Below are 17899 nucleotides of genomic sequence, written 5' to 3' on the forward strand. Positions count from 1 at the left end.
AGGAGCCTCATCGGGTAGATCCACAGGTCTTCTCGGACGCCTCGACGGGCCTCAGGTCCCTTGTGGGCGGTGACCCTCGGCAACAACACTGATGTTCATGAGCGGGCTCAACGATCTCGACGGCGTCGTCGTGGTCGGGCACGCAACGGTCGGACAGCACGAGCGCGTGGCGTGCCGGCTCGAAGTCCACGGGACCGTGCAGGGAGTCGGCTTCCGTCCGTTCGTCCACCGCCTCGCAACCAGCCTCGGGGTGGATGGCTGGGTCCGCAACGACGACGGTCGGGTCGTGGTCGAGGTTGCCGGACCACCCGATGCCCTCGCCGTCCTCTCCTCACGCCTGTGGACCGACGCCCCACCACGCGCCCGGGTTTCAGACGTCCGCGTCACCGAGCTGTCCGCGGGCCTTCCACGCCGGGGTTGCGGTTTCCGGGTCGCCGAGTCGACGGCCCGGTCGACCGGGGAGGCGCACTGCCGACCCCTGGCGCCTTCGGTCCGCCAGGTGCCTCCCGACATCGCCACCTGCGAGCCGTGCCTGACCGAACTGTTCGACCCGGACGACCGCCGGCACCGGTACCCCTTTGTCAACTGCACCGACTGCGGACCACGGGCCACGATCGTCGACACCCTCCCGTACGACCGTGAGCGGACGACGATGCGCGCGTTCCCGATGTGCGACGACTGCGCACGCGAGTACGCCGATCCAGCCGACCGGCGGTTTCACGCCGAGCCGATCGCGTGCCCCCGGTGCGGCCCCGGACTCACGTGGCGGACGGACGGCGATCATGTTTCCCCGACGTCTCCCCCGACGTTCCCCCGGCTGTTCCCCCGCCAGGCACACGGTGAGGATGCGCTGGCGGCGGCGGTGGCCCTGGTCAGGCACGGTGGAACGGTCGCTCTCAAGGGGCTGGGCGGCTACCAGCTCGTGTGCGACGCGACCGACGGCGCCGCCGTCGCCCGGCTGCGCGCCCGCAAGCAGCGCCCCGCGAAGCCGTTCGCGGTCATGGTGGCCGACCTGGACGCAGCGCGGGAGCTGGCCCACCTCGACGGGAGTGAGGCCGCGTTGCTGACCTCGGCCGCGCGGCCGGTGGTGCTGCTGCGACGTGCCCACGACAACCGTGGTCTCGCCGGCCCGGTCGCACCGGACGCCCCACGCCTCGGCCTGTTCCTTCCCGCCACGCCCCTGCACCATCTGCTCCTCGCCGAACTGGCACGACCACTCGTCGTCACCAGCGGGAACCTGTCGGACGAACCGATCGCGATCGACGACGCCGAGGCGTGGGAGCGTCTCGCCGCGGTCGCCGACGGTTTCCTCGGTCATGACCGGGCGATCCGGTCCCCCTACGACGACTCCGTCATCCGGGTCGTCGCGGGGCGCCCATCCATGATCCGACGCGCCCGTGGCTACGCTCCGCAACCGCTGTGTCTTCCTGTCGGCGCTGGTGAGCCGTTGCTCGCCGTCGGCGCGCAACTCAAGCACACCTTCACCCTCGCGGAGGGGACGACCGCGGTGGTCGGGCCGCACACCGGTGACCTCGAACGCCGGCCCACGATGGAGGCGTTCGAGCGCAGCCTCGCGCACCTGTCCGCCGTGACCGGCATCGCCGCCCGCGTCGTCGTCCACGACCTGCATCCCGGCTACCTGTCCACCCGGTACGCCCTGGCGATGGACGCGGACCAACGCGTCGCCGTACAACACCATCACGCCCACGTGGCGTCCTGCGCCGCCGAGCACGGTGTCACCGGCCGTTTCATCGGTGTCGCCTACGACGGCCTGGGCCTCGGCGACGACGGCACACTGTGGGGCGGCGAGGTGCTGGTCGCAGACCTTGTCTCCTACCGGCGGGTGGCACGGTTCGGCCGCGCACCGCTGCCCGGCGGTGCGGCCGCGGTCCGCCGTCCCGCCCGCATGGCGCTGGGCTACCTGTTCGGCGCGGAACCGCTCGGAGGCTCCCGCGAGACCGACCTGCGCGAGGCCGACCTGCGACTCGCCGCACCGTTCCTCGACCGGCTGCCGGCCCGCGAGGTGTCCGTGGTCGCCCGGATGGTGACGCGGGGCGTCAACTGTCCCGTCGCCTCCAGCGCGGGTCGGCTGTTCGACGCCGCCGCCGCGCTGCTCGGCCTGCGCGACGAGGCCACCTACGAGGGTGAGGCCGCCGTCGCGCTGGAAGCCGCCGCGGATGGGAATCCGTGCGACGCCGAGCTGCCCTGGCGACTGGCCCGGCGCGGCGGCGTGCTCATCTACGACCCGCGACCGACGCTGCGGGCCGTCCTCACCGGGCTGTACAGCGGCGTCGACGTCGGGGTGCTCGCCGCCCGGTTCCATGCCACGGTCGCCGCGGTCACCGTCGCCTTCTGCTCCGATGTCGCCCGGCGGTACGGGCTGCGGACGGTCTGCCTGTCCGGAGGGGTGATGCACAACCAACGGCTTGTCGAGATCCTGCTCGGCGCGTTGACGGACGCGGGTCTCGAGCCGCTGGTCAACGAGCAGGTTCCAGCGGGTGACGGCGGGGTGAGCTACGGCCAGGCCGCGGTGGCCGCCGCGCGGCTGACCGGCCTCCGGACACACGATCATGATTCTTTTCGCGTGCCCGGAGGCCTCCAGGGGTTCCAGGACGACAGGGGGTGAGCGCGATGTGTCTCGGCGTTCCCGGACGTGTCATGACGACGATCGACGTGGCCGGTCTGCTCATGGGCACGGTCGACTTCGGGGGTGTGTCACGCGACGTCTGTCTCGGCTACGTCCCGCAGGCGCGGGTGGGTGACTACGTGATCGTCCATGTCGGTTTCGCCATCAGTCTCGTGGACGAGACGGAGGCCCGGCGCACGCTGGAGGTCCTGCGCTCGATGGGTGCGTTCGAGCAGGAACTGGGGCAGGAACTGGGGCAGGAACTGGGGCAGGAACTGGGGCAGGAACTGGGGCAGGCGCCGCGGTGAAGTACCTCGACGAGTACCGCGACCCCGCCCTTGCCCGCCGGCTGTTCACGGAGATCCGCACAGTCACGTCGCGGCCCTGGACGCTGATGGAGATCTGCGGGGGGCAGACCCACACCATCGTCCGCCAAGGCATCGACGAACTTCTGCCCCCTGACATCCGGATGATCCACGGCCCGGGTTGCCCCGTCTGCGTGACGCCGTTGGAACTCATCGACAAGGCCCTGGCCATCGCCGGACGCGCCGATGTCATCCTCACCTCCTACGGCGACATGCTGAGGGTCCCCGGGACCACGACCGACCTGCTGGCGCTGCGGGCCCGCGGCAGCGACGTCCGCGTCGTCTACTCCCCACTGGACGCCGTCCGCATCGCCGGGGAGCGCCCCGACCGTGAGGTGGTCTTCTTCGCCGTCGGATTCGAGACGACGGCCCCAGCGAACGCCATGGCGGTGCTGCGTGCCCACGCACTCGGCCTGCCCAACTTCAGCGTTCTCGTCAGCCATGTGCTCGTGCCGCCGGCGATGACCGCGCTCCTGGACGCCCCGGACTGCCAGGTGCAGGCGTTCCTCGCCGCTGGCCACGTCTGCGCCGTCATGGGATGGGCACAGTACGAACCGCTCGCCGACCGTTACCAGGTTCCGATCGTCGTGACCGGGTTCGAACCGCTCGACATCCTCGAGGGCGTCCTCATGGCCGTCCGCCAGTTGGAGGAAGGCCGCGCGCAGGTGGAGAACCAGTACGTCCGTGCCGTACACCGGTCCGGGAACATCCAGGCTCAGGAGGCGATCCGCCGCGTGTTCAAGGTCCGTGACCGGATGTGGAGGGGCATCGGCACGATCCCCTCCAGCGGCCTCGCCCTCACCGACGAGTTCGCCGCCTATGACGCCGAGGCCCGTTTCGCCGTCGCGGACGTGACCGCGCAGGAGCATCCGGCCTGCATCGCCGGCGGGATCCTCACCGGGACCCGCCTGCCGACCGACTGCGCGGCATACGCCACGCTGTGCACGCCGCGCACCCCGCTGGGCGCGCCGATGGTGTCCACCGAGGGGACCTGTGCCGCCTTCCACAGTGCCGGCCGACAGCCGACGGGACAGCCGGCGGGACAGCCGGTTCCGGCGGCAGCCGCGGGGCCGTCATGAGCCTCGTCGACCTGACCGGCGCCAGCTGCCCGTTGCCCGTCTCCGAGACGGAGAAGGTGACCCTCGGGCACGGCAGCGGCGGGCAGCTGTCCGCCGAGCTGCTGCGCGATGTGCTCCTGCCGGCTCTCGGAGCCGCGGCCGGACAGGGCGGCGGTGTCCCCGAGGACGCGGCTCTGCTCGACATCGAAGGCACCGCCGTGGTGATGAGCACCGATTCCTTCGTAGTGAGCCCGCTGTTCTTCCCCGGCGGCGACATCGGCTCACTCTCCATACACGGCACTGTGAACGATCTGGCGATGATGGGCGCGACCCCGCTGGCGCTGGCGATCGCGTATGTCATCGAGGAGGGTTTCGAGTTGGCGGATCTGCGGCGGGTGACCGCGTCCGTCGGCGCGGCCGCGTCCGCCGTGGGCGTACCCGTCGTCACCGGAGACACCAAGGTCGTCGGTCGTGGCGCCGCGGACGGGATCTTCGTTACCACGACCGGGATCGGCCGCCGCCTGCCCGGCGCGAACGTCTCCGCCGCGTTTGCGCGTCCCGGGGACGTCATCGTCGTGTCCGGCCCCGTCGGCTCGCATGGCACGGCCATCCTCAGCGCCCGGGAATCCCTCGGCTTCGACACCGAGATCACCTCTGACAGTCGTCCCCTGCACCGACTGGTCGCGGCCATGGTGGCGCAGGCCGGTCCGGGCATCCACGCGATGCGCGACCCCACCCGCGGCGGCGTGGCATCGGCGCTGAACGAGATCGCCGCGGTATCCGGGATCGGGATCGAGATCGACGAACGGGCCGTGCCCGTCCCCGTCCCGGTAGCCGCGGCCTGTGAACTCCTCGGCCTGGACCCGCTGCACGTCGCCAACGAAGGCTGCCTCGTCGCTGTCACCGAACCCGCCGCCGCCGACGCACTCCTGACCGTGATGCGCTCGCTGCCCGAGGGCCGACACGCCACCCGCCTCGGCGAGGTGGTCGCCGATCACCCCGGCCGGGTCGTCATGCGCACTCTCCTGGGTGGCACCCGCATCATCGACATGCTCATCGGCGAACAGCTCCCCCGCATCTGCTGACCTCCCACGGCGGGGGTTCACCGATATCCGTAGGTGGTTTCCGTCGCTATCACGATGGTTCCTACCTACAGCCGGCGGTGAACCCCGCTGACGGAGGCGGGTTTCCGGTCAATTTTCGGAGGTGAAGGCGGGGATCGGCTCCCGGGCGGGTGAAGCCGCGGGCAGGGACAGCACCATCGTGAGCCCGCCACCCGGGGTGTCCTCGGTGGCCAACGAACCGCCCATGGCCTCGGCCAGACCACGGGACAGGGCGAGCCCGAGCCCGACACCGGTGGTGGTGTCCCGGTCACCGAGACGTTGGAACGGCTGGAAGACCCGGTCACGATTCTCCGCCGGGATGCCCGGCCCGCGGTCGATGACCCGTAGCTCGACCCGGTCGACGAGGGCACTCGTGGTGATGACCGGATGAGTTCCTTCCGGAGAGTGCCGCAGCGCGTTGGAAACGAGGTTGACCATGACCCGCTCGAGAAGAGCTGGATCGGCGTGGATGTCGGGCAGGTCGTCCGGTATCCGGATCTCCACCGTCCGCCCGGGTGGGCCGAGTTCGTCGATGGCGTGCGGGATCACGTCCCTGACGCCGACCGGGCGGGAGAAGACACTGAGCACACCCGCCTGTAGCCGGCTCATGTCCAGCAGGTTGTCGACCAGCCGGGTGAGCCTGTCCATGGACTCGTCGGCGGTGGCAAGCAGTTCCGCCCGCTCGTCCGGCGTCCAGCTGATGTCCCGACCGCGCAGGCCGGTGATGGCCGCCTTCGCCGCGGCGATGGGAGTGCGCAGGTCGTGACTGACCGCGGCGAGCAGGGCCGTGCGCACCCGGTCGGCCTCAGCCAGCGGTCCGGCCTCGGCGGCCGCTTCGGTGAGCCGGCGCTGTTCGAGTGCGACAGCGGCCTGCGCGGCGAACGCGGCGAGGATGCGACGGTCCTGCGCGGGCAGCGGGCGGCCACGCAGCACCAGGGCGAGGTTGTCGCCGACCGGCACGTCCACGTCGCCCTGCTCGGGCCGCACACACGGGTCGACGCCGACGCTGTGGACGGTCCGCCATCCGCGGCCGTCCACCTCGCCCGCGCTCTCGGGTGCACCCGCGCGTTCGAGGAGGGACGCGGCTGTCATCCCAAACGTCTCCCGAACCCGTTCGAGCAGGGCCGGCAGCGCCTGCTCGCCACGCAGGACGCTGCCCGCGAGCACGGACAGGGTCGCGGCTTCGGCGGAGGCCCGCACCGCCTGGCTGTACCGGCGGGCGGCAAGGTCGACAACCCTGCTGACCATGATCCCGACAAGGATGAACGCGGTCAGGGCGAACACGTTGTTGCGTTCTGCGATCGTCCACCGGTGCAACGGCCTGGTGAAGTAGTAGTTCAACAACAGGGAGCTCGCGACCGAGGCGAACAGCGCCGGCCAGAACCCGCCGGCCAGGGCGACGACCACCACGACAAGCAGGTAGGCGAGGACATCGGTGGTGAGGTTCAGCGACCCCCGGGAGTTCGACAGCACCACCGTCAGCAGCGGGAGGAGACCGATGGCCAGCACGGTCGCGATCAGCTGGCGCCGTGGGGTCAGGCCGTGCGCGAGCCGCGGCAACCGCCGGCCCTGACGCATCTCCTCGTGGGTGACCATATGGACGTCGATCGACCCGGACAGTTTGGTCGTGGTGACCCCGATACCGGGGCTGAGCACCTGGGCGAACCGGCCGCGCCGGCTGGCGCCGAGCACCAGCTGGGTCGCGTTCTGCGCGCGGGCGAAGTCGAGCAGCGCGGTGGGGACGTCGTCGCCGATGACATGGTGGTAGCCGCCGCCGAGGCTCTCCACCAGCGCCCGTTGCCGGGCGAGCGCCTGCGGATTCGCGCCGGTCAGCCCATCGGAGCGGGCGACGTGGACGGCGAGCAGGTCGGAGCCCTTGCTGCGGTCGGCGATCCGGACGGCCCGGCGGATCAGCGTGTCGCCCTCGGGCCCGCCGGTGAGGGCGACCACCACCCTTTCCCTGGTTTCCCAGGTGCCGGCGATGCCGTGTTCGGCGCGGTACCGGTCGAGCTGTTCGTCGACCTTGTCCGCTACCCAGAGCAGCGCGATCTCCCGTAACGCGGTGAGGTTGCCGACCCGGAAGTAGTTCGACAACGCCGCGTCGATCTTCTCCGGAGCGTAGATGTTGCCGTGCGCCATCCGGCGGCGCAGCGCCTCCGGTGCCATGTCGACGATCTCCACCTGGTCGGCCTCACGGACGACGTCATCAGGCACCGTCTCCCGCTGGGCCACCCCGGTGATGGTCTCGACCACGTCGTTGAGTGACTCCATGTGCTGGATGTTGACGTTGGAGATGACGTCGATACCCGCCTGGAGCAGCTCCTGGACGTCCTGCCAGCGCTTGGCGTTGCGACAGCCGGGGATGTTGGTGTGCGCGAGCTCGTCGACCAGGGCGACCGCGGGTCTGCGCGCGAGCACGGCGTCGATGTCCATCTCGGTGAACACCGCACCCCGATAGGCGATCTCCCGGCGTGGGACGATCTCCAGCCCCGCCAGCAGCGCGGCGGTCTTCGGCCGGCCATGCGTCTCGATGAAGCCGACCACCACGTCGGTGCCCCGATCCCGGCGTCGGTGCGCCTCGTCGAGGGCGGCATAGGTCTTGCCCACCCCCGGCGCGGCCCCGAGATAGACACGCAGCGTTCCCCGAGTCACGGCACCTATCGTGCGCCATCCGGACGTCAGCGGCGAGCCCGGCCGACCTGCCCCACGGTGACACCCACATGGTGAAGAAGGTCAGTGATCTGCGTTATAGGAGGACTCGACCGACGTATCACCCATTACCGTATCGACTATGCCGCCAGCAGGGCTTGCCTGGCAGACACTGTACGACACCGGTGCGCTCGCACTGGTCGACACCGCGTCCCGCCGGGCCGCCGCCGTCACCCGACCATGCACCCCCGAACTCGACATTACCGACATCGTGGAAGCCGAACGCCTGGTTCAGGCCTGGGTGGACGCCGCCACCCAGGCCGAGGCGGAGGAGGCGCTGGCCGGGCGCTTGGCCTCGGACGCCGGCCGGCTCCTGCGAGCGCTGTCCTGGCTGCTGGCCATGTGGGCGGTGACGCTGCACCTGCGCACCGGCGAGCAGCCGACCGCGATCATCGGATCGTTACGGTTCTGCGGGGTCTGGCGCAGCGCCGAAGCGCCTTTCGCCGAGAAGGTCTGGGAGTCGCTCAGCCAGCGGGTCCGGATCGGCGCGCTGGCCGCGCTGACCGGGGACACCGACGCCACGTACGCGTTCACGCGAGCGATCTCCCAGCCCTCGGGCATCGCCGAGGTGCTGTTGCGCCACGCGCTGGTGGTGATGAACGACCTCGTCCGCAACATGCGCGACCTCGGCATCGACCCAACCGACCTGGCCCGGACCCTCGCCGCCTACACCACCGAACCGCCGGCCATCCAGCCGGCGTCCTTCCGCCCGCTGGGCTGACCGGCGGGGGTCAACCGCCGCCCCCGGTCAGTGCCCTGTCGGTGAGTGCGCTGTCGGTGAGGACATGCCGGTGGATGCGGTCCGCGGCCGGGTCGGGCATCGTCGGGACAGCCGCCCGCACGTGCCGCGCGAGTTCGTCCGCGGCCCGCTCGACGGAGTCGATGAACGACTCGTCCAGCAGACCGGCCGCGTCCAGGTACCGGCGAAGCCGCGCGATCGGATCCCGTGCCCGCCACCGTTCGACCTCGTCGGCCGCGCGGTAACGACCCGGGTCATCCGCGGTGGAATGCCCACCGAGCCGGTAGGTATACGCCTCGATGAACGTCGGCCCGCCGCCCGCGCGGGCCCGGTCGACGGCGGCGCGGGTGACCGCGTGCACCGCCACCACGTCGTTGCCGTCGACGAGAACCCCGGGCATGCCGAAACCCTCGGCCCTGCGGTACAGCGGCACGCGGGTCTGCCGGGCCACCGGCGTGGAGATCGCCCACTGGTTGTTCTGGCAGAAGAACACCAGGGGCAGGTCGTCCACCGCCGCCCACGACAACGCCTCGCTGGCGTCACCTTCGCTGGCCGCGCCGTCCCCGAAGTAGACGATCACAGCCTCGTCGTCGGTGACCCGCTCCGGCCATCGCCGCCGTTCCATCCGGATGCCCAGGGCATAACCGACCGCGTGCAGGGTCTGGGTCGCGAGCACCAGCGTGTACGCGCGGAACCGGTGGGCGTCCGGGTCCCAGCCGCCGAAGTCGGTCCCGCGGAACAGGCTGAGCAGCTGGGTCGGGGTGATGCCGCGGGCCAGCGCCACAGCGTGCTCACGGTAACTGGGGAAAATCTGGTCATGGTCACGCAGCGCGTGCACCGAGCCGACCTGTGCGGCCTCCTGCCCGGATGAGGCCACCCACAGCCCGAGCTCACCGGTGCGTTGCAGGGCCGTGGCCTCGGCGTCGAGCCGGCGGGCAACCACCATCTCATGGTAGAAGCGCCGCAGCAGCGCGGGGTCGGCCCCGGCCTGGTAGCCGCCGGGGCTCGCAACCTCGCCTCGGACACCCGGCAGAAGCCGCACCATGTGCCGGTTCGCCGTCGCCTCGTCGGGATGCCCCGGCGCGACACCGTTGACGGTGCTGGTCAAGCCTCCCCCTCCGACGTGAGGTACCGCAACATTCACCCGCCAGATTTGTAACAGTCAGCGAGATGGTCCAGGTGAGCGGCACCCTGCGGCGCCGTAACCGCCAGAGGCCGCCACCGCGCCGGAATGTGATCCAGCAGGCGGCTCGGACACCGTACCGGTGCCGTGCGACAGTTGGATGTCCGATGCGGCGCTTCTGGAAGCCGCCGAGGGAATGTGATCGCCGAGCTGTCCGGACGAACGGGAGCGGCGAGTTGAGTCGGCGGGAGCCCAGGTGAGTCTGCGGGAACTGGACGAGGAGCAGACGCGGTCCGCGCCTGCCACTGCGACGCAGCGCCTGTCCGCCGAACGCGAGTTCGAGGCCACCGCCGGCACCACCCGGGCGGACACGCCCATGGCCGGCCGGTCCGGCCGCCGGTTGCGCGCGGTGGAGATCGTCGAGGCCGCGGTCCTCGTCGACCTGGTGATCGCGATCTGCCTGATCGCGCGTTTCCTGCCGTTCGGCTGGCTGCTCACGATCCCGGCGGCGGTTCCGGCCGCGGTCCTTGCCGCGCGATGGAGGTTGCGCGCGGCCGTTGCCGCGATGGTCACCGCCCTTGCCGTGGCCCTTCTCATCGGCGGCACCGGTTTCGCGATCACCATCACGTCCTGCATGATGATCGGCACGCTGCTCGGTACCGCGCGCCGCCGGAGGTGGGGCCTCGCGCGCACGGCACTGGTGGCCGTCGCGGTGCTGTGGGCCCCGGTCGCGCTTGCCATGGACGCGGTGTTCTGCGTCCTGACCGACCTGCGCGGGCTCGTCCTCGCGGAGATCGTCAACAGCTGGGACGGCGCCCGAACGAGCGGGGCACGACTCGGGATAGGCCCCACCGCTCCCGGACTCGCGGCGGCGGATTCGGTCGTCCGGTGGGGCGCGGCGCACTGGTGGGCGCTTCTTCCGCTCGCCCTGCTGGCGAACACGGCGGTGAACGTGGTCGGCACCGCGGTGGTCACCCGCCCGGTGCTGCGCCGGCTCGACGTCGGCGCGCCGGCCGCCAGAACCGACCAGCCGGATACCGCGCCCGAGACGGCCACGCGGGCCCCGGCGCCGGCAACGCAGCCGAGGCGGCACCCGCATCCGCTGCCCATCCGGATGGAGTCGGTGACCTACCGCTACCCCGGGGCGTCCAAGGACGCTCTGCGGGATGTGTCCCTGACGATCCGGCCGGCCGAGTTCGTGGCGGTGGTAGGCGGCAACGGATCAGGGAAGTCGACCCTTGCCCGGATCATCTGCGGCTGGAGCCCGACGGGTGGGCACGTGCGACGGCCTGCTGCCTGCGCGCTCGGCCGGCCCGGCGGCACCTCAATGATCTTTCAGCGGCCGGAGTCGCAGGTACTGGGAGTGCTCGTCCGTGACGATGTCGTGTGGGGTCTGCCCGACGGCGGCAGGACCGTCGACGTCGAGGCCCTGCTGGAGCGGGTCGGGCTCGCCGGGCTCGCCGACGACGAGACCGCCACCCTGTCCGGCGGTCAGCTACAGCGGCTGGCCGTCGCGGCCGCACTCGCGCGAAGACCACGGCTGCTGGTTTCCGACGAGTCCACCGCCATGGTGGACGCCGAAGGCCGTGACCAGCTCACGGACCTTCTCGCGCGGCTTCCCGACGAGGAACGGGTTGCGGTCGTCCATGTGACGCACCGGCAGACCGAGGCAGGCAGGGCGCATCGCAGGATCGTTCTCGACGGCGGACGGCTGACCCCGGAGGACTCACCCACGCCCGAACCTCGGCCGGCAGCCGAACCGACACCTCGACCCACGACCGTGTCCCCCCGGACAGCGGTCCCACCCCCGCTGGTGTGTCTCGACGGCGTCGGGCAGGTCTACTCCCCGAGGTCGCCATGGGCCCACCGGGCGCTGACCGACATCTCCTTGCGTCTCGACCCCGGTGAGGCCGTCATGATCTGCGGTCGCAACGGATCGGGCAAGTCGACGCTCGCCGCCGTCCTCGCTGGTCTGCTGACCCCGTCGGAAGGCACGGCCAACCTGTCGGGTCACCCGTTGACCGCCTGCCCCGGCGAGATCGGACTGGCCGTGCAGCACTCCCGACTGCAACTGCTGGCGCCCACCGTGGGCGCTGACGTACAGGCGGCGGCCGGGGTGGATGCCGCCACCGCCGACCAGGCGCTCGCCGCGGTCGGCCTCGACCCGGCGCGTTTTCGGGACCGGCGGGTCGAGCACCTGTCCGGTGGGCAGATGCGCCGCGCCGCGCTCGCGGGACTGATCGCCCGCCAACCCCGGCTGATGATCCTCGACGAGCCGCTGGCGGGGCTCGACATCGCCTCCCGGCGGACGCTCATCGACGTCCTGGCAAGGCTTCGGGAGCAGACCTCGATGACGCTGGTCGTGGTCACCCACGACCTCGACGGCATGGCCGGCCTGGTGGACCGGATACTCGTGCTGGACGACGGACGGCTGGTCCACGACGGGCCGTTCACCGGCATCGCCCCCAGCCACGTCCCGTCGGCCGTCCCCGACGGTGCCGACGTGCCCCACCTGCCCCACCTGCCCCACGGTGCCGACGTCCCCCACGTCCCCCATCCGCCGGAACGCGCTACCCCTGGCGGGGGGAGCCGGTTCTTCCGCTGGCGGTCGGCTGCGCGCAGGAGCCGCACCGAGCCCAACCTGCTGCGTTACATCCCGGGCACCAGCCCGGTCCACCGGCTGTGGGCGGGCACGAAGCTGGTGATGATGGCGGCCCTCGGCATGCTGGTGGCCCTGCGCCCGTCCTGGCCGGTGATCGGACTGGTAGCCGGTTTCGTCGGCGTGTGCATGGTCGTCGCCCGGATCCCGCGCGGTGCGGCGCCGAAACCGCCCCGATGGTTCTGGTACGGCCTGGTGATCGGCGCCGCGCTGACCATCCAGTCGCATGACGCGCCGTTCGTGGCAGTTGGTGGGGTGCGGCTGGCCGTCGGCGGAGTCCTGGACTGGCTCCGCCTGACATCGGTGTCCATGACCATGTTCGCCGCCGCCGCGCTGCTCGGATGGACCACCCCGTTGTCGGAGCTGGCGCCTGCCCTCGCTCGGCTGATGACCCCGCTGCGCCGGCTCCGGCTACCGGTGGATGAATGGGTTGCCACGGTGGCGCTGTCCATTCGCTGCCTGCCGCTGCTCGTGGAGGAGATCCGCACCCTGCTGGCCGTACGCCGACTACGCGCCGGACGGCGAGCCCCCCGGCGGCGCCGGCTGGCGCACAGATTGGCGGATATGACGACGGCATTGCCGTGTCACCTGCACTCGGCGACCGAGCTGCTCTGCACCGCGATCGTCACCTGCCTGCGGCGGGCGGCGGAGATGACCGATGCGATCACCGCGCGTGGCGGTTTCGGGGCGGTCTCGCACCAGCCGGCAAGCCCGCGGCGGGTCGACGCGGCAGCGCTCGCCGTCCTGGCCGGCGTGCTCGCGACAGGGTTCATGATCTAACTTCATGACCTGGTGTCGGGTTTCCCCACCCGCGCTGGTCAGGACGCGGTGCAGAACGCCACCCGGCCGGTGGGTCGGTTTGCCTCGCCGTGGCCTGGGCATTCAGGCCCCCATACCCGCCGCCGAGGCCAGGCAACGGGGTACATCCGCGGCGAGGGGAAGGCCGTATGCAGACCACGACCGCAACGAACACGACACACCGGGCATCCGATCCCACCGGCCCGGCCGACGAACGGGACAGCGGCGGACCGGGCGAGCAGACCTCCAGCGCAGGAAACGAATCCCGACCCGCCGGGCCGGGTGAGCGGGACGCACAGGACGCCTCCGTCCACCGGACCGCGACGGTACATCTACCGTTCTTCACGGCGACCTTCGAGGTTCGGCGCAAGGTCCCCGGCGTGGCACAGGCAGCGCCGAGTCCGCTGAAGGTCGGGCCGGTGATCGTCCCATCGCCGACGAAGACCGCCTACTACCTCGGGCTCGGCGCGCTCGCGGTGGCCGAGGTGGTGGAATGGCCGATCGCCGCCGCGATCGCCGTGGGAACGTACGTCGCCCAGCACACCCGCAGCGGGTCCCGTGCGATCCCCGAGGTGTCGCACAAGGGAGACGCCGGAGAATCCGACCAGCGCCAGGAGCAGGAGCACGACGAACCGCGGGACACCGAACGCGGGGAGATCCAACGCGGGGACACGGAGCTGCGCAGGGAGGAACGGCGCGAGGAGTCCGCCCGTGCGACGGTGACCGACTGACCTCGGTGCCGACCCTCGATCCGACCGGGGCGAGGGCGTGGGTGTCCGCGGTCGCCCACGCCCTCGCCCATGAGCTGACCCGTCCGGGCCTTCGCCACCGGCACGTGTGGAGCCGCGCCGGCACCGCGCACATCGAGCTGCTCGGTGGTGGTACCGCCAGGCGTCACCGAGCCGTCGCCGCGGCGGTGACGGCGTTGGAGGGGGTCGACTGGGCGAAGGTCGACGAAGGGCTCGGCCGGCTCCTCGTGTCCTTCGACGAGGAGAACGTCGACGTGTCCGACATCGTCGAGACCGTGGACGACATCGAGTCGGCATTCGGCGGATCCACGGGCGGTATCGACGAGCCACGGCGTCATCCCGCCGACACCGAGCCGATCATCGCCGCGGCGGTGGCACTCGGCATAAATGTTTCTTCACTGAACGTAGCTATTGCTGGCCGGCTCAGTCACCTGCCCGCCCTGCCCCGTGCCGTCGGCGCACTCGTCGCGCTCGTCGACCACCAGCCCCGCGCCCGCCGTGCTCTGCAACGACGCGTCGGAGCGTCCGGCGCAGATCTTGTCCTGGAAGTGGCGACAGCAGTCGTCAACGCGTTGAGCCAGACACCGGACGTGCTGGTGGTCAGCACCACTTACCACGCCGTCCGGCTCGCTGAACTGCTCACCGCCCGGTCGACCTTCCTGCGCCGGGAACCGGAGCTGACCGGTGCGACCGGTCGGTCCGACGGCGACGGCCCGCTCGGCGACGGCCCGCTCGGCGACGTCGGGAGTGCCCGACGTCCACGGCCGCTGCCCCCCGGAGCGGTCGAACGCAGCGCCGACCGCTGCGCGGTTGCCGGGCTCGTGCTCGGCGCCGCGGCACTGACCGTCGCACGGTCGCCCAGACTCGCCGGTGAGGTCGTCCTCGCCGCCGTACCCCGGGCGGCCCGGGTCGGCCGGGAGGTCTTCGCGGCCGCGGCCGGCCGCCGGCTTTCCAGGCGTGGGGTGGTGTGCATGGACAGCGGCTGTCTGCGCCGCCTCGACCGGGTGGACACCGTGGGCGTCTCCTCCACCGCCCTGCTCGCCGACACGTGCCGGGTACTGTCCGCGCCGGACGCGGACACCTGGAGCCGCGCCGACCGGATGCTCGCCCACGTCGATCCGCGCCGCCTTTTCCGCCCGGGGGAGGAAGCGGCCAGGGACGGGTCCTGCCGGCTGGTCGCGGCCCACACCACCGCCACCCGCGCCGCCTGCGACCCGTGCGGGCTGCCCATGGAGATCCGCACGGGACCCGGCCGTGCCGGACCCGACTCCGTACGGCTGTGGGTCGGGGTGGAGGTGGATCCACGGGCCGACGCCGTGCTGACGGCGGCGCGCGGTACCGGTCGGCTGCTGCTCACCGAGCACGCCAGCACCACCGACCTCGCTCCGCTCGCCGACACGCTCCTGCCCGCCGGGGACCTGGCCACGCAGGTGCATCAGGTACAGCACGACGGCGGGGTCGTCCTGATCGTCGCGGACGACGACGCCGACGCCCTGCACCGGGCCGACGTCGGTGTGGGGGTGGCCCGGCCCGGACGGCGTCCACCGTGGGCGGCGGATCTTCTGTGCGGAAGCGATCTCCTCGACGTGTGGCGGGTGCTCCAGCTCCCACCAGTGGCCCGCCGCAACAGCGGGCGCGACGCCACCCTCGCCTTTTCCGGTTCCGCCCTGTCCGAGCTCGTGACGCTGGTGGCCGCCCGTCCCAGTGGCCTGAGCCGGACGCTGGGCGGCGGGCCGGTCAGCATGGCCGCCCTGGCAGCGATGGCCGTTGGCGCGGCAGCTGCGGCCCGCGCGGACCGCCGGCCGACTCCCCCGGCTGTCGTGCGCGCCGACTGGCATGCCCTGACCGCGCAGGCGGTCGAGCGCCGGGTGGGCGCCCACAAGCGGGATCCGGCAACGCTGCCCGAGGGGACCGCCGGGACCGAAACCGGGATTGAAACCGGGACGGGTCCGGCGGGCGGGTTGCGACGGCTCGCCGCCGCTGTCGCGGACGATCTGCGGGACCCGTTGGTACCGGTGCTCCTGCTCGGCGCTACAGCCAGCGCCGTGCTGGGCTCGACTGTGGACGCGGCGCTGGTTGCCGGCGTGTCGCTGGCGAACGCGCTGGTCAGCGGCGCGCAGAAGGCCCGGGCCGAGTCCGCCCTGCGCCGGCTGGTGACCCATCACATCCCGTTGGCGCGCATCGTGACGACACTGGGGGTGCAGGTCGTGCCCGCGGTGGTGCTGCAACCCGGCGATCTGATCGAGGTCCGTTCCGCCGACGTCGTCCCGGCGGACGCCAGGCTGGTGGCGGCCGACGCCGTCGAAGCGGACGAGGCGGCGCTGACCGGGGAGTCCCTACCCATCGAGAAGATCACCAGACCCACGCCGGCGGCAGAGCTCGCGGATCGCCGTTGCATGCTGTACCAGGGGACGACTGTGGTCGCGGGCTCGGGGCGGGCCGTTGTCGTGGCGACCGGCGGGTCCACCCAGGCGGGCCGGGCCGCCGCGGCGGCCGCCGACCGCCCGGTTGCGGTGGGGATGGCGGCCAGGCTCAGCGAGCTGACCAGCCTCGCCATGCCGCTCATCGGCCTCGCCGGATTCGCCGTCACCAGCGTCGCCCTGCTCCGGGGGGCGAGCATGCGGGGTGCCGTCAACGCCGGCATCGCCATCGCGGTGGCGGCCGTCCCCGAAGGTCTGCCGCTCGTCGCCACGGTCGCGCAGGTGGCGGTCGCACGCAGGCTCGCCCGGCAGCGGGTGCTGGTCCGGTCGCCCCGCACGGTCGAAGCACTCGGCCGCCTCGACTGGGTGTGCTTCGACAAGACGGGCACTCTGACCGAGGGCCGGCTGGTCCTGCGGCAGGTGATGGTATGCGCGGCCGGCGACCGATGGCAGCGGCTGCCGGCCCGGTCGCCCGAGGCCGCGGCGGTGGTCCGGACGGCGGTCACGGCAAGCCCGGTCCCGGGCGGGGTTGTCGCCCACGCCACGGATCAGGCAGTGCTCGACGCCTACGCGCAGGTGGGTGTCCTATCCGGCCGACGCGTGGCGGACCTGCCGTTCGAGACGTCGCGCGGGTACTCGGCCGCTGTCGTCCGGACCGAGGGGGGTTTCGTTCTCGCCGTCAAAGGTGCACCGGAGGTCCTGCTCGGACGTTGCCGGCTGGACGATCCCGGGACACGGGCGGCCCATCGGGCGGCCACCGACATCGCTCAGCGCGGGCTGCGGGTGCTCGCCGTGGCCCGCCGCAGCGTCCCCTGCGACCGGGTCGAGGACGGCAGCGACCCGAAAGCGTGCATCCACAGCCCCGACAGCCCCGATGACCTCCACGACCTCCACGACCTCGAGCTGCTGGGGTTCGTCGGACTCGCCGACACGCCACGCCCGTCCGCGGGCCGGGCCGTCCACCGCCTGGCCGAGGACGGCCTGCGAGTGACGATGGTGACCGGCGACCATCCCGTGACCGCCGCTGCGATCGCGGCCGAGGTGGGGATACCTCGACCGAAGGAAGTCATCACCGGACGCGAGCTCGACCGTCTCAGCGACGACGAGCACGCCCGGCGGGTCGCGGACGCGAGCGTGTTCGCCCGGATCTCGCCGGAGCAGAAGGTCCGCCTGGTTCGGGCGTTGCAACGCAGCGGGCACGTGGTTGCCATGACCGGTGACGGGATCAACGACGCCGCCGCGATCCGGACCGCGGACGTGGGCATCGCGGTCTCCGGCCGGCGGACCGCCGCCGCCCGGTCGGCCGCGGACATCCTCCTCGAAGACGTCGACGTGGAACGGCTCGCGGACGCGGTCGTCGAAGGCCGGCGCATGTGGGAGGCGGTCACCGACGCGGTCTCCGTCCTCCTCGGTGGAAACGCCGGCGAGATCGCCTTCACCCTGCTCGGCACCGCGCTCGGGCGCACCGCACCGCTGAGCCCACGGCAGCTGCTGCTGGTGAACCTGCTCACCGACATGGCGCCGGCGATGGCACTGGCTGTACGCAGCCG

Annotated in this window: 10 protein-coding genes; 8 read left to right on the forward strand and 2 right to left on the reverse strand. The window is 71.9% G+C overall.

The features are described 5' to 3' along the window. Positions 1 to 97: 97 nt before the first annotated feature. From hypF to hypE, 4 genes are read left to right on the forward strand one after another with little or no spacing between them, the layout of a single operon-like run. Positions 98 to 2626 (forward strand): carbamoyltransferase HypF, encoded by a 2529-nt coding sequence (hypF, locus tag NBW77_RS06995; RefSeq protein WP_131747360.1) that lies wholly within the window; start codon positions 98 to 100, stop codon positions 2624 to 2626. A gap of 5 nt (positions 2627 to 2631) precedes the next feature. Further along, positions 2632 to 2934, forward strand: coding sequence for a HypC/HybG/HupF family hydrogenase formation chaperone (locus NBW77_RS07000; protein ID WP_131747385.1), 303 nt, complete (start codon positions 2632 to 2634; stop codon positions 2932 to 2934). Further along, positions 2931 to 4070: a hydrogenase formation protein HypD gene (gene hypD / locus NBW77_RS07005; protein WP_131747361.1), complete on the forward strand. Its 1140-nt coding sequence runs from the start codon at positions 2931 to 2933 to the stop codon at positions 4068 to 4070. Before NBW77_RS07000 ends, hypD begins: the two co-directional genes overlap by 4 nt. Further along, positions 4067 to 5134, forward strand: coding sequence for a hydrogenase expression/formation protein HypE (gene hypE / locus NBW77_RS07010; protein ID WP_250279461.1), 1068 nt, complete (start codon positions 4067 to 4069; stop codon positions 5132 to 5134). Before hypD ends, hypE begins: the two co-directional genes overlap by 4 nt. Before the next feature lie 108 nt (positions 5135 to 5242). Here the strand turns inward: hypE and NBW77_RS07015 are convergent, their stop codons facing one another. Beyond that, positions 5243 to 7804 carry an ATP-binding protein gene (locus NBW77_RS07015; protein ID WP_165486187.1) on the reverse strand — a complete coding sequence of 854 codons (2562 nt, stop codon included), beginning with the start codon at positions 7802 to 7804 and terminating at the stop codon, positions 5243 to 5245. 139 nt (positions 7805 to 7943) lie between these two features. Between NBW77_RS07015 and NBW77_RS07020 the strand changes: the two genes are divergently transcribed. Continuing rightward, the gene (locus NBW77_RS07020) at positions 7944 to 8582 is read left to right on the forward strand and encodes a hypothetical protein (protein ID WP_131747363.1); all 639 of its coding nucleotides are present in this window, start codon (positions 7944 to 7946) and stop codon (positions 8580 to 8582) included. Positions 8583 to 8592: 10 nt separating this feature from the next. Here the strand turns inward: NBW77_RS07020 and NBW77_RS07025 are convergent, their stop codons facing one another. Next, positions 8593 to 9708 carry a thiamine pyrophosphate-dependent enzyme gene (locus NBW77_RS07025; protein WP_250279462.1) on the reverse strand — a complete coding sequence of 372 codons (1116 nt, stop codon included), beginning with the start codon at positions 9706 to 9708 and terminating at the stop codon, positions 8593 to 8595. Positions 9709 to 9979: 271 nt separating this feature from the next. On the opposite strand from NBW77_RS07025, the gene NBW77_RS07030 reads away from it, so the two are divergent. The 3 genes from NBW77_RS07030 to NBW77_RS07040 all read left to right on the forward strand — a co-directional run. Then, positions 9980 to 13162, forward strand: a complete 3183-nt coding sequence (locus NBW77_RS07030) for a DUF2232 domain-containing protein (protein WP_250279463.1) — start codon at positions 9980 to 9982, stop codon at positions 13160 to 13162. Positions 13163 to 13329: 167 nt separating this feature from the next. Further along, on the forward strand, positions 13330 to 13911 hold the full coding sequence (locus NBW77_RS07035; protein ID WP_131747366.1) for a hypothetical protein: 582 nt from the start codon (positions 13330 to 13332) through the stop codon (positions 13909 to 13911). A gap of 41 nt (positions 13912 to 13952) precedes the next feature. Then, the coding region (locus NBW77_RS07040) for an HAD-IC family P-type ATPase (protein WP_250279464.1) at positions 13953 to 17899 on the forward strand (3947 nt) is incomplete at its 3' end.

The organism is Frankia sp. Cppng1_Ct_nod (assembly GCF_920656135.1).
Lineage (GTDB): Bacteria > Actinomycetota > Actinomycetes > Frankiales > Frankiaceae > Protofrankia > Protofrankia meridionalis.